The sequence below is a fragment of the Paenibacillus sp. FSL W8-0426 genome (assembly GCF_037969725.1).
Classification (GTDB): Bacteria; Bacillota; Bacilli; order Paenibacillales; family Paenibacillaceae; genus Paenibacillus; species Paenibacillus hubeiensis.
The window spans coordinates 3,313,960-3,332,281 of sequence record NZ_CP150203.1 but is presented as its reverse complement, the minus strand read 5'-3'; the positions used below and the strand labels follow the sequence as shown (position 1 = coordinate 3,332,281).

Below are 18,322 nucleotides of genomic sequence, written 5' to 3'. Positions count from 1 at the left end.
TGAGGGCGAGGTGTAAGGGAATGGAAATCCCACGTTTACCTAAAAATAAAACATTGTGCGTTCCAATCAAGGTCCAAGCGATGATGGTCGGAACAACTCCGTCGCCCACCGTTTTTGCCGATATCACCGATAATTTCTCCAAAATCGGCAGAGATCCGCTGGGCGATCAGGTTCCCGCTCCGATAATGAGTGAAAAGAATCAGGAAAAACCGGGAATCCATCTGAGCTGGATTTTGCCTGAGGGCCTGAGACAGGGATATCAAACCCACGAAGAGCTTGAGCCCGAATATCCAAGGGCGCCTAACCGGTGGATCGTCTCCCGGCTGTGGTCCTCGAAAAAGCAACCCGATCGGGTATCCTGCAAACACTGGATTGTGGAAAGCGATGCGATGGAAAAAGAAAAAGGCCCGGTTTTCTGGAATGAAGACAGCTTGACGTTTCCCAAGCTTGATGATCCCGATTTCCCATACCGGATCTTGGGCCGGTCCTTCCCGATCGACACGAACGTGAATGAGCCTTTGGAGAGATTTCAAGACCTTCACGCGCTTGGGCCCGGTAATCCCGCTTTCTCTGTCATGTATCCTTATCATGTCAATGTATTCGGCTTTTATGATGATTTATTGGCGGGCGACAAATTCGGGAATCGTCTTAAAGATGTCAGAGTCAGCTACGTGATACGGGGTTATTATCAAAATCAGCCGGCTTTGATCGAATCGGAAGAAATTTGCAGGTACCGGTTCGGATGGAAGCCTCCGGAAGGCTTGGCCTACCCCGCCTATCCGGTGCTGCACGGAGTTGTAACCGGCCTTCATTGGGGGGATGACGAACAGGATTACAACGGCCACTTCATCAGCAATCTTCCGATGCCCAAACTGGCCGTTGGCAATTCATCCGTTGAAGCGGTTGCCGCTTTAAATGCGGCAAATCATATGTCGAACGAGCGCTTAATGCGGGTGTTACTAAATGATCAAAGTCATAAACTGATGAACCTGGACGGGATTTATCAGGCAGACTATACGGACCATAAAAAACGGTTTCAAATCGTTGCGGAACAGAACAGTTATTCACTTCAGAGCAAAATCAGCAACAGCGACAGTGATCATCAGGAGCTGCCGGAACTCACCCCGGACGAGGAGCGTTTGTTCAGGAGCTTGCAGCAGGGGCTTGAAGAACTTTATAAGCAGCGATTTGAAGCCGATGCCAAACGATCGTTAATCTATGATCTTTGGTGCAAATATATCATTACAGGCTACACCGTCGAACCGTTAGGAAATGACCAGGCAAGAATAAATATGAGGGAATATGAGGAGGCTCTGGCAAAGGAAATCCAGGCGCTGGACCTTACGGAGTCCGGCTTGGAGCAGCTCGCCGAACACCTCAAGATCCTTGAACAACAACTGCTCGGTTCTATTCACAGCTTCTATGATCTGGAGCAAACGGCGGACCATCGGTTCTACGAGCCGAATTCTCCGGTTCTTCTTCTCTCGGGCGCAAGCCGGGGAAATCTCTTTGATTCAAACGGATCCCAGGGAGAGCTTTTAAAATGCAGACTGCTTGGAGAGACGATCCGCTCCTTTACGATTGACTTTAAATTCAGAGAAAACGCCTATTCGGTATCCTGTCACACCGATCAGCTGCTTGCCCAGAAGCAGGTTAAAGGAAATTATCCTGAACTGCTGCTTGAGGCGGTACTGTTTACATCGAACTGCGCGGATCTCTTGGTTAACGTCATTGCGCAGCAGCTGGATCTCTTGCCGTTGTCGGAAAATGAATATGACGATTTGCTAAAAGTCTTTAATCAGGCACTGGAGGACATTACGAAAAAAGGCATATTGGATAAAGGGCAGCAGCTGCCCGACCCGCTGTTTTTAAATGTATGGAGTGAACCTTGGAATCCTGTGATCCTTAGCTGGCGGGCCCTCTACTATCCGGACAAAAAACTTGTCAGCAGTCATCCGCAGCTGGATCACTGGAATTTTCAAGGCACGGACTATGTATATCACAATTCGGAACCGGATACCCATGAGTCTGTGGTGATCGAGGGCAGCATTTTTTTGACCCCCCATATCGCGGAGCAGCTTTATGCGATGACGCTCAAGCAATTGGGCGCAGAGGAAACGAAGAAATTTGGGGACCTGACCCAGCTGGACTATCTCTCTCAGACCCTGGAAGGCTTTAATGAACGATTTTTAATGAGTCAGCTTGCGCTGCGTTTCCCTGTCATGGTGTTTAATATTGGAAGTGCGGAACTGGCAGCGCGGGTCAGGGAGGCATTAGGAGAGTTTGCCGTAGAAAAGCCGCTGTTCAATACGTTCTTTTCTCCTTTAAGGGGAGGTTGGTGTAAACTGGATAAACTCAGATTGATCGATACCTTCGGTCAATTCCAGGAGGTTCAATGCAGCCAATATGCCATCGCTGAAGATATGAGAATGCTGCCTTTCCCGATTGGACAGTACATGATGCTTCCTCCGCGCTTTATGCAGCCCACCCGGCTGGATTTTAACTGGATTCAGGGTCGCACCGGGGAAAACTGCGACTTTAATCTTCCGGATTCCCCCATTTGCGGCTGGATGATTCCGAATTATATGGATCAAAGCTTGTTGATTTACGATGAGGACGGCTATATGCTTGGAAGCCTGATCGTGACAGCCTACGACGGAGATCGGGTCCATTGGAGAAATTCGCCGGGCACACCGGAGAGAGAGCCGTCGGGAGGAGGATCTGCAGAACTACCTGATGGAATAAATCCGGATTTGAAGGCTTTCTTAAGTGAGTTTCTGCGCCGAAGCCGTGAACATAAGGAGGATGTGCTCACCCCGTTTCTTGACCTGGTCGACTCGGCCATGTGGGAGATTCATCAGCCCGAGTCCACAGGCTCAACCGGTTTAAGCCAATATGCCGGAAAACCGCTGGCATTGGTGAAAGCACATGTCAAGCTGGTGCAGGCCGGGCCGCCTGCGGCTTATAAATTTTTTGAAACCTTCAAGGGCCCGGATTCCCCTCCGGATATCTCCATTAGCCAGTTTAAGATGCCGTTATGGATTGGCGAAACCCATCATACGGGGGATGGTATGATCGGCTTTTTTGTTCGTGACGACCAGACTGGTTATAAGCAGTTCAACAGCGCTTTTGCCGATACAGGGTACACCTCCGATTATTTCAGGCATAATCATCGGGTCGATGTTCCCGCTGGCGACCGTACGGACGGGACGGCCTTGTCCCTGATTATGGACCCTTATGCAACAATACATCTCATAAGCGGCATGCTGCCTGTCGCTGAACACCGCCTTCCGCCGGATCGGATCGAAGCTGCTTTAAACAGGCTTTATCTGACCTTTTATTTAGGTCCGCTGCTGGCCGGAGGAGAAAGCTATGTTATGCCGCTGACGCAGCTGCCTAACCGGGAATGGGAATTTATCACGCCCGGAGAGGATGGGGCATGGGTCGAAACTTCGAATCTCCATCCATCCAATGGAAATGCCTTTCTGGTTCCACCTCCATTTCGTGCAGTAGAAGGCTGGCTGAAATTAAAATTGGGGGAATCACCTGACTCAGAATCCCAATAAAGAAACCGTTTGGTATCAAGAATCCCCTCCTCCGATAAGATGGTTATCGGAGGAGGGGGTTCTAATTTTTTATGGGTAACACTAACCGTTTGCTGCTTTTACCGTTTCGATTTGTAAAGCGATTTATTGAAATGAGCGCTACTTCTCCTTTGGAATTTTTTGAGAAGTTATGCAAAAAAATATCAAATAAATCCCGTCACAACAGGCAACAGTAAACACGCAACCTAATTCCGAGGAGGAAAAATCCATAAAAAAATCAAGCATCACAGCGATTGCTGCTTGTATGTTGTTTGCTGCCACTGCACAAGACAGAGCACAAAATGAAAACAAAAGCGCACGAAAAAGCACACAAGCTGCATCAGAAATCGGCTGGCGGAGAGCATAAGCTGCATTCGAAAAGCGTTAAAGAGGAACACAAACTGCGTGCAAAAAGCGTTAAGCCACATGCACTTCCGAAATCCGGTTATGGCGGAGTAAGCGAGTAACAGCCGACGAAAGGACAAAGGGAATCCATTTTGCCTTTGTCCTTTCAAACATTGAGGATGGGAACAATGACAAAACGATATCTTTTATGGTTTCTGTTTCTCGTGATTTGTCTTGGCCCTAGCATTGGGTTATGGTCAACAAGCCAGGGCCAATTTCAGGCTCACCATGAAGCATTTCAAGCAAAGCCTGATCCCGATCATGAGCAAGAAAACATCGATTCTACATCATGGTCTGCACTTAAACCTGTACGATTGTGTATCCCCTCGGTTAACCTTAGTGCACCAGTCGTTCCTGTCGACGTTCAAAAAGACGGCCGGCTCGGTTTTCCCAAATCAAGCGAGATTGCCGGATATTTTGCGGGAGGCGTGCTGCCAGGAGAAGCAGGCAATGCGTTAATTTCCGGACATGTGGATGATTATAAAGGTCCCGGCGCTTTTGTGCTTTTGTTTGATGAAAGCAATCGTTCTCTGGTATATCAAGTGGAATCCGTTGAATCCTATTTTACGGATGAAGCTCCCTTGGATCGGATTTTTGGTGAAACGTCCGACTTTCGTTTAAACCTGATTACTTGTACCGGGATATACAACCGTGCCAAAAAAGAGCATGAACAGCGCTTGATTGTTTATACGCGGCTGATCCAATAATTTATGGAAAAGGGAGCAGGCAAATGCAGTTACGTCACATCATTGGTTGGATTGCCATGTTGTTGATCTCAACATCTTTTTCATTTGCAGACTTCCCGTCGTCCGCAAATGCCCAAGATGCATCCGACATGGAGACTAAAGAAGTAGAAGTGTTCCTGAACGATCTTTTTCACACGCGTTCCAAGCATCTGGCCGGAACAAGCGTCAATCTGGAGAAGGATTACGACCTCGGTTCCAGTTCTGGACGGCACGCCCTCAACATTCAGAAAATCAGAGCCACCTATTTGCATGCTTGGGCCGACCACCGCAGCATGGCCGTCGTCGATGCGCAATCGAAGGTTCGGATTGGCAGGATGAAATTTACGGGCAACCAGGTCAAATTAACTTTGGGACATTCACAACAAATCGCATATACGTATCATGATACTCCTTCCAAGATGAATTGGTTTGGTCTGGGGACTTGGCATGTAATGACGCTGACCAAAAAAGACAACCGCTGGGTTGTGGCCAAGGAATGGTTTCTTGATCCATTGGAGGAAAATCCCAAGAAAATTCCTGCAGGCGTGTTACCACCCTCTCCATCCGACCGGAGCATCCCTTCAGGCAAACAGTATAATCGCCAACGTGCAGTCGACTATGCGAATAAGTATGCCGGCTTGGCATGGGGAGCCGGAAACGAAGGAAAATATAACCGGAAATATAAAAATTATAATCATTTGGGTGGAGACTGCACCAACTTTGCATCCCAGGCTTTGGGTGATCCCGAAGAAGGAGGCGGCTTAAAGATGAGGGGACCATGGAGATATCATTATCCGAATGGAGGTACCCGTACCTGGGTGCAAACCGATTCATTCAAGCATTTTCTTCTAAACAGCGGGTATGGAACGGTTATCGCCAGGGGGCATTTCGGTGATCTTACACAGCGAACAGACAAGCGTCCATACGGAGCCATCGGTGAGCTGGTTTCAGGTGATTTGATTGCCCACGTTATGCACAACGATGTCGATCATTTCTCGATCGTCACCGGCTTTGACGATCACGGCTATCCGCTCGTTAACTCGCATACGGCCGACCGATACAAGGCTCCCTTTGATCTGGGATGGGATGACGAAACCCAGTATCTGTTCATTCATATTCGGGACTAGGTCACGCATTCCCTATGTTCTTACTTGTTCATAAAGTTCATATATTTGAACGGACAAGTTAGAACAGGAGGACCAGAGCAATGGACAAGTCGTCGCTCATGATGCAAACGGGAATGCGGCTTGGCGCCATCGCGTTGACCAAAGCCATAGGGTTTACAGGCAGAGTAGCGTTAACACGGATGATCGGTGCCGAAGGGATCGGCCTCTTTCAGATTGCTTATGCTTATTTCGGATTTGTGCTTATGCTGATCACAGGCGGCTTCCCTACATCGCTAGCGTTATACACTGCCAGAACGAAACATCAAGGATGGACATGGTTTAAGCGGCTGGCGGTTCTGCTTTTGATCGGCGGAGCCCTCGCCTTCTTGCTGACCCTTGCGTTTACAGCAGAGCTTTCGCATGTTATGGGAAGCGCAGACAGCTACTTTTTTATTCGCGCATTGGCGCCAGCTTTTGTTGTTGTTCCGCCCCTTGCCCTGCTGCGCGGATATCTCCAGGGTCTGGAACATTATCAAGCGGTAGCCTTTTCCGAGGTAGCTGAGCAGTTGGTCAGAATAGCAATGATGTTAACGTTATGCTTTCTCCTGTTACCTAAAGGTGCGCACTATGCCGGCGGGATGAGTATGATGGGGACGACATTGGGGGGAATTGCCGCTTTTGTCATTCTGCTTGCCTTTACTGCAAGGAATACTGCTGAAATCGGCTCTCCGTTCTCCCCGTCGGGGACGGATAAAAAATGGTTCCTTCAGAGTTCTTTCGCGATTTGTCTGACACGTCTGCTCATACCGTTTTCAGACATGATCGATGCCATTATTATACCTGCAAGGCTTCAGAGCGCCGGGTATTCCGTCAACCAAGCTACCGCCCTTTTTGGTTTGCTGACAGGTATGGCCCTTCTGGTCGCTTATATGCCGACTATTGTTACAGCGGCGATCTCCCATACTATGACCATGAAACTTTCGGCAAGCTGGGAAAAACAACAGGAAAACCTCTTTCAGGCATACAGTTTCAAAGCCATCCGATATGCATGGAATTGGGGCTTGGTATCCAGCCTCTTTTTTTGGATATATTCAAGAGAGCTTTCATTGTTATTGTTTAATTCTACAGATGCCGCCCAGTTGATCCAATGGCTGTCACCAATCCCGTTAATTGTCGGCCTAAGAGAAATCACGACCAGCATTCTATGGGCTCAGGACCGAAGAAAAATCACGTTCATCAGCACAGCAGTCAGCATCGCTTTTGCCGTATGCTGCCACTACATACTTATTCCCTACCTGCATTTGAACGGAGCCGTGGTTGGCATTCTGCTTATGGAGCTGATCGTCCTCTCAGCCAATGTCTTTGCGCTCAGAAGGCTGCTGAAATGCACATTCTGGAGCAAAATGGCTGTATGGGGCTTCGTCATATTATTCATCGGCATACCGCTGGGCTATTCGTCCCGGATGGCCGCACATACCTTTTTCCCCGGTACTCCCTGGGAAGTAACAGCAATGGTGTTGTATGGTGTCTGCCTCCTCGTTTGCTGCAAATGGTTAAACCGTTAGGATGAACCATAGGATGAACCAAATGAAAAGGAGCCGACGCATAAAATTGGCTCCTGCTTGGGCGTTAACCCAAATAAATGATATCCAATTCATTACAAGCCCATATCATCGGCAAGCGTTTCAACTCCGGTGAAGATGGAATCTCCATAGCCCCAGAAATTGTTGAAATCAATAACGTGAATTTTCTTGTTTTTGACTGCATTAACGCTTTGTACCTGCTTGTTGGCTAACAGTTTTTCAATCGTTTGCTGCGGGTCGATGCCACCGGCATATTTAGAAATAATCATGACATCCGGATTAATTTCGATTAATTTCTCCAAGCTGAGCGTGCCTGTCTCGTTAATAAGCATATTATGCATATTTATTAATGACATCGCACTCTCAATAAACGTATCTCCGTTTCCATTGTAAATGCCGATGGTTCCATCCCCATTATCAAAGAAAGATGCATAGTTGATCGGTTCGGCGCTTGCTCTCGCTTTGAGTGCATTCTCGCGAACTTTAAGCTTCTCTATATATGCTGCTGCATTTCCTTGTACGTTAAAGATTTCGCCTAGCTGAGCAATATCCTCATATAGACTATCTAGCGATGCATCCGTCACGCTTGTCCGCTGCACATACGTTTTGATACCCATTTCATTCAAGCTGCTTACCGTGCCAACGCCCCAGTCGGCATCCTCAAACAATCCGCCACGTCCCATGACCAGATCGGGGGAAGCGCCGATCGTTACTTCCTTGCCAACATAACTATCAGCCAATACAGGGATTTTCTTAAACTCCTCAGCAATGTCTTCAGGGACACTACCGAACAGCGCTGCCACGCCGACAATCTTGTCGGTCAAACCGAGGCGAATCAACAGTTCGGCAGCACCTTGCGTATTCGCAACAACTCGTTCGGGTGCCTTGTCAAAAGTTTGTTCGTTGGCCACCCATGCACCGTTTTCTGTTTTATAGTTTGAAACGGTTAGCGGGTACGCTGTTTGGGCCGCATCCGAACCATTCCCGCTCGTTTTTTCCTCATCCGCTGCAGCTTTTGCAGAGCTATTCGTCGATGCTTGCTGTGAGCTGATGCTTTCAGCATCGCTGCTGCCATTATTGCTGGAGCAGGCTGCAAGCACAAAAACCATTACAGCCATTAAACTAATGAACATTCCTTGTTTGATCCTTCCCGACATTTCAATCCTCTCCTCTTTTATTTACCGACATTATGTATAGCAATCATTGTCAGTATACCGTAAATGTCGAAGTTCGTAAATGAGAATTATAATCATTCTCAAGGTTGAATAAGTGACTTACTTTTGATATGTTAAATCAAAGCGAGGCGTTCTACCTTCAACCTCCTTAAATAAAACGTAAAGGTGATCAGGATGTCAGTAATTATTGCAACAGACGATTTAGAGCTCCCCTGCCCTAACTGTAACGGAGAAAAATATGTTGTTCTCAATGACGAAAAAGAACCTTGTTCTAAATGTGATGGCAAAGGCGTCATTTTAACAGCGTTGGGACAAACATTGCTTCATTTTATCAAAAAACACGCTTAGTGCAGCTAGAATAAAAAGTGGACACATCGTTAAGGAACAGAAATAATAGACCTAACGAAAGAAGAGGTGTCCACGGCATGGGAGAACAACGGCAACGTTACAATGAAGAATTTAAGAAACAAACGGTAAAGTACATTCAGGAGCAAACAAAGACGCTATCCGATGTAGCGGAAGATTTAAATATTCCTAAAAGTACGCTGAGTCAATGGATGACTAAGTACCGGCAATTCGATCAGGAAAACGTCAACCATCCTGAAAAGATCCGAAATCTCGAACAAACACTACGGGCCAATGAAGCAGAACAACGCCGGAAAGACCGTGAAATTGAAGATCTCAAAGAAGAATTGGCTATCCTAAAAAAGGCGCTGCACATCTTCAGCAAGGAAAAGAACTGAGGTTCCAATTCATCGAAGAGTATCGCTCCGACTTTCGAGTGGAGAAGATGTGCAAGGTCTTGCAAGTGTCTCGGAGTGGCTACTACAAATGGCGTTTGGCTGCACCATCCAACCGAGATCAGCGGAGGAAACGCCTTACGAATCGAATTTTGTGGCACTATCATGACTCGGATTCGAGGTATGGTAGTCCTCGTATTCGCAATGAACTTTTAAAAGAAGGTTGGGTCGTATCGGAGCGTACGGTCGGCTTCATCATGCGCGAAAACGGACTTCGTTCCTGTGTTTCGCTTAAGTTTAAAGTGTGTACAACGGATTCCAGACATACGTTTCCGGTAGCGCCTAATGAGCTCCAGCAAGACTTTTCAGCTTCAAAACCGGCCGAAAAATGGGTCGCAGACATCACCTATATCCCATGCCGTCAGGGCAGACTGTATTTAGCCAGCATTTTGGACCTGTATACCAAGCAAATTGTAGGTTGGAAGCTGAGCGACCGCATGACCACTGATCTCGTCATGGATGCATTAAACCAGGCCTATACTGCGAAAAAGCCAGCAAAAGGGCTCATCCACCACTCTGATCGTGGAGCACAATATGCTTCCAAAGAGTATCGACGCAAGTTGGAACAGTATGGGATGAAAGCGAGTATGAGCAGGCCTGGAAACTGCTATGACAATGCTTGTATTGAAGCCTTTCACAGCACATTGAAGCGAGAACTGATCTATCGCATCCCTAGATTTAAAACGAAGGCAGAAGCCTATGAAACACTATATCGCTACTTGGAATTCTTTTATAATCGCAAACGCTCACACAGTACACTGGGTTACCTGTCTCCTTTGGAATTCGAGCAACAGTATTACCAAAAAACCTCATAAACGAGAGTGTCCACTTTATTGACAGAAGAGCATAGCTTTGGTTAAGGCAACCAATAATTTGGATAGAACGTACAGCTTGTACTTGGTAAGCTATTAACAACAATGAAGGAGTCCATTTATACTTACTACAACGGAATATTACACCTAAAATCACTTGGAGATGTGGACTTTTGTGGAGAGAAATCTCCATTTTCGCCACACAAAGGCCTTATACAGGACATTTGTGTGGTTTTTTTGCATTCAAAAACAGGAGGAGACGCTGAAGGTGTAGTTGCGGTACTTCGCCCTGACTAAACGAAATCCGATGAAACCCTCATTAACTTGTCACCCCGTCATATGTTAGAACCCAATACTTCTTCCCCGGCTTTCCTTCTTCAACAACTTTCCTCCAACCGCATTTTTCATAAAAATTCATCGCTTTGTGATTTTCGGACACACATTTCAAAGTTACAGGCGTACCCATTTTCTCTATGGCCTTCTTGAGCAACTGAGCGCCAACCCCTTTGCCGGCAAAATCGGGGTGTACAAACAAATTATGAATAAAACGATCAGGCAAATATAAGGAAGCAAATCCAAGAATTTGCGAATGTTCCTCAGCTAACAGGATATGTTCTTCGACGGTATCCCGATCGAAATCATTTAATCCCATCTCTTCTGCATTCGCCCAGTGAAAGCTTTTGCGACGTGATTCAAGATATATTTGTCTTAACAGTGGATAGTCTGTTTTACTCGCTTCTCTGATAATAATAAAATTCATCCCCTAACCCAAAATAAGTTGTTAACGACAGAGCTTTTCAGCTTTTTTCCATCATGACATAGTTAAAGCAAATTTCCAACAGGGTTACTGTAATTCACATCGCTTCTCATAGAGGCAAACACATTGCTCGCCGCTTTATCAACCAGCAAAAACACCCCGATTTATGCAGTGACACGGTAATCGAGTATAAAAAAGAAAAAACAAGCTGTCTTGAGGCAGCTTGTTTCTGTGATGATCGAATATACCTAAAAATCAAGATCAGACTGGGCATGTTGAGGGGCATCCTGCGAAACCTTTTTAACGAGTACAAAATAAGTGATGATTGCAACAATACTGGTCCCCAATAAAGTCAGACCCAACGGAACCGCAGTGTCCTCGCCTGCCACCCCAACCAAAGGAGCGACCAATGCACCTAACAGGAAGGGAACGACCCCAAGCAATGCTGCAGCGCTTCCGGCACTTTTGGCTTGGCTTTCCATGGCCAGCGGGAATGCCGCAGTTGACGTAATACCAATCGAACACACAAAGCAGAACAATGGAATGACCAAAGCGAAAAGCGGGCCATGAACGATGGTTACGACCAGTGCGGCAACGCTTGACGCCAGGGCAACCCACAGTCCGGATAGCAGCAAAGTCTGCTCTGGTATACGTTGTGACATCCGCCCCACAATTTGCGAGCCGATCATCAAGCTGATGCCGTTCGATGCGAATAATATGGCAAATACAGTGGGCGTAACGCCATAAATATTTTGATATATAAAAGGCGTTCCCGCTACATAGGCAAAGACTCCGGCCGTCATGATGCCTTGAGCCAGCATGTAGCCGACAAACTTGCGATCACGCAGAAGCTGCCCGTAACTACGCAGCTGTTGTTTGAAGTTGGGAGCCACACGTCGTTCGAGTGGATTCGACTCCTTCAAAGCCCATTTGGTCATCGCTAATAAGAAAATGCCTAGAATAGCCAGTGAAATAAACACGCCCACCCAAGTCGTAAATGAAAGAACTCCACTGCCGGCGATCGGGGCAGCCAACGGCCCCAGATTGCCTACAAGCACAAGCAAAGAAAAGAATTTGGTGAGTTCATGTCCGCTGTACAAGTCACGAGCGATTGCGCGAGAAATGACGATACCAGCCGAAGCTGAAAATCCCTGAGTAAAACGAAACAGAATCAACAGCCCGATATTCGGGGAATAGGCGCACGCTACGGAACAAATGATGTAGGCAGCCATGCAAATCAGCAGCGGTGTACGTCTGCCATAAGCATCGCTCAAAGGACCCATAACAAGCTGTCCCACCGCCAGGCCCAATAAACAGGCAGTAAGACTGAATTGAACCAGAGAAGCGCTTGTATTAAGATTTTCGGCAATCTCGGGAAATGCCGGTAAATACATATCGATGGTAAACGGGCCTAACGTCGAAAATAAACCCAGCAGCAATGCCAGGCCAGCCACATTCCATTTATGGTTGGTTGTCATTAATGATTAAATCTCCAATTCCTCGTATGTTTTTAATAACTGCAGCTAATTTGTTTTGTTCGGAATTCTAGGATGACTGACCTCCTTCTGCTTCTCGGCTTCTATTGAAATTGAAATTTTGCAGCTCTCTATGCCCCTTCTTGCCAAGCTCCATCATAATCGCCAAATGATCATGAATCAAGTACAAATCCAATATGATTATCCTCCTTTTAAAATTGAAGCGTGCTTTGGAACAGCCTCGATCTGACGGCAAGTGTTAAGAAAATGTATATATCCATCAACTATACTTAAAGGATCATTGTCTCTGGGGAAGGTTTGTCGTTCTCTTGGACGTGTCTGTTACATGAAAGTATGTTTATCCTGGAGGTGCTTTTCGAATGCACACAATGTATGTCAGAGATTTTAATGCTCCACCCAAAAATGACACCAAATGCCTGGACCTGCAATCTTTTAAGGAAGTAGATACCCGCGGAATCGATGGCAATGCATTCATCCGTGGCTTTTATATGAATTTCGAGAACGGCTTTACCGGCATTGTTGGCACGAAGGACGGACCGATGTATTTCTGGAGGGAAAAGTTTTACCTTCTAAGGAAGGGAAATTTTTCGTTCGGTTTGGAAAACAAAGGAATAAAGCAGCGTTTTACGTTCGAATGGAAGAACATGTATCAACATAGTGTCATGTACTCCTACTCGATCGGCAAAAACAGGCTTAGCAATGACTTTTTTTATTGGCTTGCACAGGCAGCACTGCAGGATAAATTCTTTCGCTTTTATGCCCCGCGTGCCAGTCAAAAATATGAGCAGATTATTGAGTCGCTCTCTGTCGATTATAAAAAAGTGTATACCTGAGTCCAACTGCATAAAGAAAAAGGCATTGCAGATTCATATGGGGGTCTATTAGAGTGAACATGGAAGAAGTTTTGAAAAGGCGGCTGGAAAAACAGAAGCAGCTGTTCAAGCAATTAGGCATAGGCATGGACGCTCAGCATATTCACGAAAAACAGTTTGATTATAAGCTGCGCGGTTATGATACCGAGGCGGTAGACCGGTTCCTTGACGAAGTCGTCAAGGATTATGAGCGTTTCTATGCACACATCGCGGACCTGATGGATAAACAAAAAGAGCATGAAGAGCAAATTCGATCTTTGAAGGAATCCGGAGAGCAGGAATGGCGTCAACATTTCATTGAGCGGAAGCAGCTTGAAGATGTCATTGAACAGCTCGAATTCAGTGTTCGCCAGTTGAGTCGATTAACGAAATCATAACGACGATCACCCTTTGAAAAGGGTGTTTTTTTATTTTCAGCCCCTTTTCCCTGATCTTGTAGAAATCCAAGTGAAAGCTGTAATATACTTATCACCGAAATACGATGGTACGGCACGTACAGGAGGAATTTATGCAGCATTATTATAGATCGCTTCACAATGCGGCTGTTCAAGGAGGCATCTCGCCCCGAGAGTGGGAATGGTTCGTGCAGCTGACTACGATCAGACATATCCCTAGCGGCTTCACTATCATTCAAGCTGATGAAGAAGTGAATCATGCCTATTATTGCGTGCAGGGATTATTTCGGCTGTACTATGCGCTGCGTGACGGAAAGGATTTCAACGTTGCCTTTACGTTGGAGGACGACTATGCCACATCCTATGGTGCAATGGTGACGGGCTCGAAATCACTATTCAACATCGAGGCATTGGAGGATTCTGTAGTTATTGAAATTCCCTATGACACGCTAAAGCTGCTTATGGATCGAAGCCACATGTGGGAAAGATTTATTAGAAAGGCCGTGGAACGGTTGTACATTCGCAAAGAAGAGCGGGAGAAGGAACTGTTATGCCTGTCGGCATTGGAACGGTACCATGCTTTTTTGGCAAAGTATCCCGGCTTGGAACACAGAATTCCCCAATATCATATTGCCTCTTATATCGGCGTCTCCCCCGTATCTCTCAGCCGCTTGCTTCATGGATAAACTGGATTAACCTATGTTAATGCCGAACGAATCGGGTCAGGGTACAATGGGTTGGCAGCAAAGCGAAAACATAGTTGAGCGAGGAGAATGAATATGCGACAAATGATGATTGTATTATTGGAGTTCTACCCAACCTGGTTGGCGCTGCCGCGGGAGGAGCGAAGAACATTTGCGGGTGGCTTGCAAGAGATCATATCCAAGTACAGTCCATCTGTGCAAGTGAGGTTTTTTGATGCGGAAGCTCTGCCTGGCAAGGATTTTACTGATTTTGTAGTGTGCGAGACCGAGGACTTGAAGCAATATCACTATATGTGGGAGGAAATTCGGGATTCGGAGCCGTATACCAAAGGATATATGAAAATTAAAGACGTTATTATGGGCATAGAGAATGCGTATCAGGCCTATGAAACGGAAGCACTGCAACTGCCAGAGACGGAAGTCTGAACTGCAGGTGATCGTTGATATTCGGCACACGTACTGGCCCTCATCTCGGGTTAAGTACGTGTCCGCAACATCAGAAAGCTGTTCCATCAGCCATCTTTAATCCGAGATCCCACTCAACAGACTAAGATGTTGATTTTTTGATATGAGAAACAATTCGTTCTGCATCGTATTTTACCCAGCCTATAAGTGCTGATCCCCTGGCTGTTTGCCAAGGTAATCCGACAAAGTAAAGGCCATCGATCGGTGATACTCCCTCGTTATGTACAGCCTCACCATTGGAGTTAAGTGCTCCCTCAATATCCATCCATGAGGCGTAATTTTGTTTAAATCCCGTAGCCCAAATCACATTATCCACAACGAGTTCGTTCCGGTCCTCGAAAATGACGCGTTGTCCTTCAACATGCAATGTCCGAGGGTACACACGGACTTTCCCCTTATGCACGAGTTTTTTTAAATCATATCCATAAACGTATTCAGGTTGTTTGCGCAACCACGCTCCCCTTAAGGTATCCGCACCCGCTCGGAGAATCCCGAGTTTTTCAAAATACCAGAATATGCTTCGTTTCATAATATAAAGAGGTTTGTACTTTATTGTTCCGGAAATCGATATGGCCACGGATTGTTTGGCATGCAATGCAATCTCGGCCGCGATTTGTGCTCCTGAATTACCGCCGCCTACAACGAGTGTGCTGCCTGGTGATAGCTGTAAAGGATTTTTGTACTCAGAGGAGTGGAATTGAATTACATTTTCGGGTAACTGTTTTGAAAAATCAGGGATGTTTGCCCTATGAAAAGGTCCTGTGGCAATGACGATACTCCGGGCCTCAAACAGGCCTTTTGTTGTTTCAAGGTAAAAAATGCCGTCTTTTTTCCACAAACGTCTGGCGAGAACATTCAAAACGACGGGAAGTTTAAAAAAAGCGGCATAATCTTCCAGGTAGTCCGCTATTTCATTTTTGCTTGGGAGCGTATTTTTATGGCCATGAAGCGGCAGTCCCGGTAACGCGTCATATGCTCTCGGAGTAAACAATTGCAAAGAGTCGTACCGATTACGCCAAGAGTCGCCAATGGAGGATCCTGCATCGATCATTAAATAATTCAGCCCGGCCTCCTTTAAATAGTAGCCGGTTGCTAAACCCGCCTGCCCCGCTCCAACAACCAATACATCATACATCATCATCATCCTTTTTATAAATATATGATCAACTATTCATATATTATAAAATCTTGCTCCTCATTTGACAACACCATCGGTTGCACGAATCAGATAACGCTTCATGTTCTTTGAGACTTCTGGTGATTAAGGATTCCAAATAGTGAACATAATATCCGGATGGCAGCAAACTAATTTCCAAATGGAGGTAGATCGTTTGAAAGGGGCAAATGTTGCATTTCTGTCTGTCATGAGCAATGCCTTTGTCGTTATATCCAAATTCGTTGTTGGACTTTTGACGGGGTCGGTGGCCATCATTTCCGAGGCGATCCATTCTGCTTTGGATTTGGCCGCTTCTCTCATTGCGTTCTTTTCGATCCGTATTTCCGGGCGCACCGCAGATCAACAGCATCCATATGGACATGGAAAAGTAGAGAACGTTTCTGGAACGATCGAAACCATACTCATTTTTGTGGCAGGCATTTGGATCATTTATGAGTGTGTTCATAAAATCATCCATCCGAGTCCCTTAGAACTCCCCTATTTAGGAATCATTGTTATGCTTATTGGAGCCGGCATCAATTATTGGGTTGCGCGAAAGCTCAAAAAAACAGCGGCAGAAATGAATTCAGTCGCCATGAAATCAAATGCACTGCACTTACTTACGGATGTTTTCACCTCCCTAGGAGTAGCGTTTAGCTTATTGCTCGTTACGATCACAGGCTGGCATATATTGGATCCGGTCATTGGGATTATTCTGGCGTTCTATATCATGCGAGAAGCTTACAAATTGATGAAAGAATCCTTCCCACCACTGATCGATGCCCGATTGTCCGAAGAGGAGGAAGAGAACATCCTTCGCATTATTCAATCGTTCGAGGAAAAATACATCGAGGTTCATAACTTTCGTACCCGGCGATCCGGTCCGGAGGAGATTATTGATTTTCACCTTGTCGTCCCGTCTACCATGAGCGTGATCACTTCCCATCAACTTTCCGATGAAATGGAGCAGGCCATTAAACAAGTTTTTCATCGTGCCCAAATTTTGATTCATATTGAACCCGAGCATGAACGGATGTAGAAAAAACAAAAATTCGGATAATCCGGAAACGATACGAATGGTCACATTCCCATGTTTTCACCATATACTATCGTAATCTTTCTCACCTGAAAAAGCTGATATCAGGATACTCAACCGTTTACCTCCAGTTCCAAGCCGTTTTGCAGGAGTGAAACATTCATGATGTCGTTTTTTTAGACTGATCATGTTCCGGACAGAACTTCCCCTTGCTTATGTATCTTGTCCAGCTTGAACGTGACCACGGTTTCAGTAACCTTCATATCTTCGGTAGTTGCCGGCACCGGGATATTCTTACCAGATTTTGAGGGTTTGCCTTCGGTAACGGAGAGAGCAGCGGGCGATATGTTCTAGCTTTTTCGCCCCGCCGCTCTCCAGCCCCCGATCATTCAGACTATCTTTTCGAATAAATAGACTTATTGACCGGATAAAAGACATAATCTTTTATTTTTATGCAGACATAAACTATATTGAGAATCGAAGTTAAGGAGCCAGTTTCAGAATGGTCACAGTGGTATTTAGATTGTTATGCAACTGTACAGGAGTTGCACTCGCGTTTACAAGCTGGATCGTCGTCGGAACTGTTGTGACCGTAATAATAACTTCAGCAGATATGGGTCCTCCTCCATTACCCGTGAAAGGCACGGGTGTTATGGGCGTTCCATTCACTGTGAGGTTGAAATCAGCATTGCTCTGATTATGAATGGTGAAAGAGATCAGGTAGCTTCCTGTTTCGTTGATGGTGATCGTCGGGGATGGCGGCACGAAGGTAAATGCACCTCCAACATTAGCCAAAACGCCGGTTAAAGTTATGGGCGCGTTTCCTGGAACGGTGTCCGTACCTGTGCCCGGATCTGCCCGGAATACGCTCAAGAAATCGGATATTCCGGCTCCAGTAGGGCCGGCAGGACCGGCAGGGCCTGTTGCTCCGGCAGGGCCGGCGGGGCCTGTTGCTCCAGCAGGGCCGACGGGGCCGACAGGACCGACGGGGCCAGGAAGTCCTTGCGGGCCGGCAGGGCCTGGTATCCCTTGTGCGCCAGTGGCCCCGATTGGACCTATCGGACCTATAGGTCCTTGCGGGCCAGGAACCCCTTGTGCGCCTTGCGGTGCATTAACAACAATTTTTGGTCTAACTTTTACCACCTTAACCTTAGCACAATGCACATGTTTTTTTAATTTACGTTTACCAATCAGTTTTCCATGACGTTTTATCAATGAACTCACCTCCGTGATATTTCTCCACATACTATG

17 protein-coding genes are annotated in these 18,322 nt (G+C 46.3%); 12 read left to right on the top strand and 5 right to left on the bottom strand.

The window, feature by feature from the left end; genetic code table 11:
* Positions 1 to 20 precede the first annotated feature (20 nt).
* The 4 genes from MKY59_RS15065 to MKY59_RS15050 all read left to right on the top strand — a co-directional run bounded on the left by MKY59_RS15065 (position 21) and on the right by MKY59_RS15050 (position 7,385).
* The gene (locus MKY59_RS15065) at positions 21 to 3,566 is read left to right on the top strand and encodes a hypothetical protein (RefSeq protein ID WP_339278222.1); all 3,546 of its coding nucleotides are present in this window, start codon (positions 21 to 23) and stop codon (positions 3,564 to 3,566) included.
* A 551-nt stretch (positions 3,567 to 4,117) separates the two neighbouring features.
* The gene (locus tag MKY59_RS15060) at positions 4,118 to 4,696 is read left to right on the top strand and encodes a class F sortase (RefSeq protein ID WP_339278221.1); all 579 of its coding nucleotides are present in this window, start codon (positions 4,118 to 4,120) and stop codon (positions 4,694 to 4,696) included.
* A gap of 23 nt (positions 4,697 to 4,719) precedes the next feature.
* The gene (locus MKY59_RS15055; protein WP_339278220.1) at positions 4,720 to 5,841 is read left to right on the top strand and encodes an amidase domain-containing protein; all 1,122 of its coding nucleotides are present in this window, start codon (positions 4,720 to 4,722) and stop codon (positions 5,839 to 5,841) included.
* A gap of 80 nt (positions 5,842 to 5,921) precedes the next feature.
* Positions 5,922 to 7,385 (top strand): oligosaccharide flippase family protein, encoded by a 1,464-nt coding sequence (locus MKY59_RS15050; protein ID WP_339278219.1) that lies wholly within the window; start codon positions 5,922 to 5,924, stop codon positions 7,383 to 7,385.
* 92 nt (positions 7,386 to 7,477) lie between these two features.
* On the opposite strand, the gene MKY59_RS15045 is transcribed toward MKY59_RS15050, so the two are convergent.
* The gene (locus MKY59_RS15045; RefSeq protein WP_339278218.1) at positions 7,478 to 8,560 is read right to left on the bottom strand and encodes an ABC transporter substrate-binding protein; all 1,083 of its coding nucleotides are present in this window, start codon (positions 8,558 to 8,560) and stop codon (positions 7,478 to 7,480) included.
* A 192-nt stretch (positions 8,561 to 8,752) separates the two neighbouring features.
* Between MKY59_RS15045 and MKY59_RS15040 the strand changes: the two genes are divergently transcribed.
* From MKY59_RS15040 to MKY59_RS15030, 3 genes are all read left to right on the top strand, one after another.
* Positions 8,753 to 8,926, top strand: coding sequence for a tryptophan RNA-binding attenuation protein (locus MKY59_RS15040; protein ID WP_236414089.1), 174 nt, complete (start codon positions 8,753 to 8,755; stop codon positions 8,924 to 8,926).
* 77 nt (positions 8,927 to 9,003) lie between these two features.
* On the top strand, positions 9,004 to 9,321 hold the full coding sequence (locus MKY59_RS15035; RefSeq protein ID WP_236415676.1) for a transposase: 318 nt from the start codon (positions 9,004 to 9,006) through the stop codon (positions 9,319 to 9,321).
* A complete protein-coding gene (locus tag MKY59_RS15030) occupies positions 9,270 to 10,193 on the top strand; it encodes an IS3 family transposase (protein WP_339278403.1) in 924 nt (307 codons plus the stop codon). Before MKY59_RS15035 ends, MKY59_RS15030 begins: the two co-directional genes overlap by 52 nt.
* 316 nt (positions 10,194 to 10,509) lie before the next feature.
* Here MKY59_RS15030 and MKY59_RS15025 read toward each other — a convergent pair whose 3' ends face one another.
* Complete coding sequence (locus MKY59_RS15025; protein WP_339278402.1) at positions 10,510 to 10,941, bottom strand: GNAT family N-acetyltransferase; 432 nt, start codon at positions 10,939 to 10,941, stop codon at positions 10,510 to 10,512.
* A 254-nt stretch (positions 10,942 to 11,195) separates the two neighbouring features.
* Positions 11,196 to 12,425: a multidrug effflux MFS transporter gene (locus tag MKY59_RS15020; protein WP_339278217.1), complete on the bottom strand. Its 1,230-nt coding sequence runs from the start codon at positions 12,423 to 12,425 to the stop codon at positions 11,196 to 11,198.
* A 377-nt stretch (positions 12,426 to 12,802) separates the two neighbouring features.
* Between MKY59_RS15020 and MKY59_RS15015 the strand changes: the two genes are divergently transcribed.
* From MKY59_RS15015 to MKY59_RS15000, 4 genes are all read left to right on the top strand, one after another.
* Entirely contained in the window at positions 12,803 to 13,276 is a 474-nt protein-coding gene (locus tag MKY59_RS15015; protein WP_236414085.1) for a hypothetical protein, read from the top strand.
* A 59-nt stretch (positions 13,277 to 13,335) separates the two neighbouring features.
* Positions 13,336 to 13,692 carry a DivIVA domain-containing protein gene (locus MKY59_RS15010; protein ID WP_339278401.1) on the top strand — a complete coding sequence of 119 codons (357 nt, stop codon included), beginning with the start codon at positions 13,336 to 13,338 and terminating at the stop codon, positions 13,690 to 13,692.
* Between the two features lie 131 nt (positions 13,693 to 13,823).
* Positions 13,824 to 14,396, top strand: a complete 573-nt coding sequence (locus tag MKY59_RS15005; RefSeq protein WP_339278216.1) for a Crp/Fnr family transcriptional regulator — start codon at positions 13,824 to 13,826, stop codon at positions 14,394 to 14,396.
* A 93-nt stretch (positions 14,397 to 14,489) separates the two neighbouring features.
* Positions 14,490 to 14,840 carry a darcynin family protein gene (locus MKY59_RS15000; protein WP_236414083.1) on the top strand — a complete coding sequence of 117 codons (351 nt, stop codon included), beginning with the start codon at positions 14,490 to 14,492 and terminating at the stop codon, positions 14,838 to 14,840.
* A gap of 121 nt (positions 14,841 to 14,961) precedes the next feature.
* On the opposite strand, the gene MKY59_RS14995 is transcribed toward MKY59_RS15000, so the two are convergent.
* A complete protein-coding gene (locus MKY59_RS14995) occupies positions 14,962 to 16,014 on the bottom strand; it encodes an NAD(P)/FAD-dependent oxidoreductase (protein ID WP_339278215.1) in 1,053 nt (350 codons plus the stop codon).
* 181 nt (positions 16,015 to 16,195) lie between these two features.
* Here MKY59_RS14995 and MKY59_RS14990 point away from each other — a divergent pair, with 181 nt between their 5' ends.
* Positions 16,196 to 17,074: a cation diffusion facilitator family transporter gene (locus MKY59_RS14990; protein ID WP_339278400.1), complete on the top strand. Its 879-nt coding sequence runs from the start codon at positions 16,196 to 16,198 to the stop codon at positions 17,072 to 17,074.
* A 480-nt stretch (positions 17,075 to 17,554) separates the two neighbouring features.
* Here MKY59_RS14990 and MKY59_RS14985 read toward each other — a convergent pair whose 3' ends face one another.
* On the bottom strand, positions 17,555 to 18,286 hold the full coding sequence (locus MKY59_RS14985; RefSeq protein WP_236414372.1) for a collagen-like protein: 732 nt from the start codon (positions 18,284 to 18,286) through the stop codon (positions 17,555 to 17,557).
* Positions 18,287 to 18,322 lie beyond the last annotated feature (36 nt).

Excerpts from the sequence above, each read along its gene's own strand:
- MKY59_RS15065 (WP_339278222.1), top strand. The coding sequence starts at position 21 with ATGGAAATCCCACGTTTACCTAAAAATAAAACATTGTGCGTTCCAATC.
- MKY59_RS15060 (WP_339278221.1), top strand. The coding sequence starts at position 4,118 with ATGACAAAACGATATCTTTTATGGTTTCTGTTTCTCGTGATTTGTCTT.
- MKY59_RS15055 (WP_339278220.1), top strand. The coding sequence starts at position 4,720 with ATGCAGTTACGTCACATCATTGGTTGGATTGCCATGTTGTTGATCTCA.
- MKY59_RS15050 (WP_339278219.1), top strand. The coding sequence starts at position 5,922 with ATGGACAAGTCGTCGCTCATGATGCAAACGGGAATGCGGCTTGGCGCC.
- MKY59_RS15045 (WP_339278218.1), bottom strand. The coding sequence starts at position 8,560 with ATGTCGGGAAGGATCAAACAAGGAATGTTCATTAGTTTAATGGCTGTA.
- MKY59_RS15040 (WP_236414089.1), top strand. The coding sequence starts at position 8,753 with ATGTCAGTAATTATTGCAACAGACGATTTAGAGCTCCCCTGCCCTAAC.
- MKY59_RS15035 (WP_236415676.1), top strand. The coding sequence starts at position 9,004 with ATGGGAGAACAACGGCAACGTTACAATGAAGAATTTAAGAAACAAACG.
- MKY59_RS15020 (WP_339278217.1), bottom strand. The coding sequence starts at position 12,425 with ATGACAACCAACCATAAATGGAATGTGGCTGGCCTGGCATTGCTGCTG.
- MKY59_RS15015 (WP_236414085.1), top strand. The coding sequence starts at position 12,803 with ATGCACACAATGTATGTCAGAGATTTTAATGCTCCACCCAAAAATGAC.
- MKY59_RS15010 (WP_339278401.1), top strand. The coding sequence starts at position 13,336 with ATGGAAGAAGTTTTGAAAAGGCGGCTGGAAAAACAGAAGCAGCTGTTC.
- MKY59_RS15005 (WP_339278216.1), top strand. The coding sequence starts at position 13,824 with ATGCAGCATTATTATAGATCGCTTCACAATGCGGCTGTTCAAGGAGGC.
- MKY59_RS15000 (WP_236414083.1), top strand. The coding sequence starts at position 14,490 with ATGCGACAAATGATGATTGTATTATTGGAGTTCTACCCAACCTGGTTG.
- MKY59_RS14995 (WP_339278215.1), bottom strand. The coding sequence starts at position 16,014 with ATGTATGATGTATTGGTTGTTGGAGCGGGGCAGGCGGGTTTAGCAACC.
- MKY59_RS14990 (WP_339278400.1), top strand. The coding sequence starts at position 16,196 with ATGGAGGTAGATCGTTTGAAAGGGGCAAATGTTGCATTTCTGTCTGTC.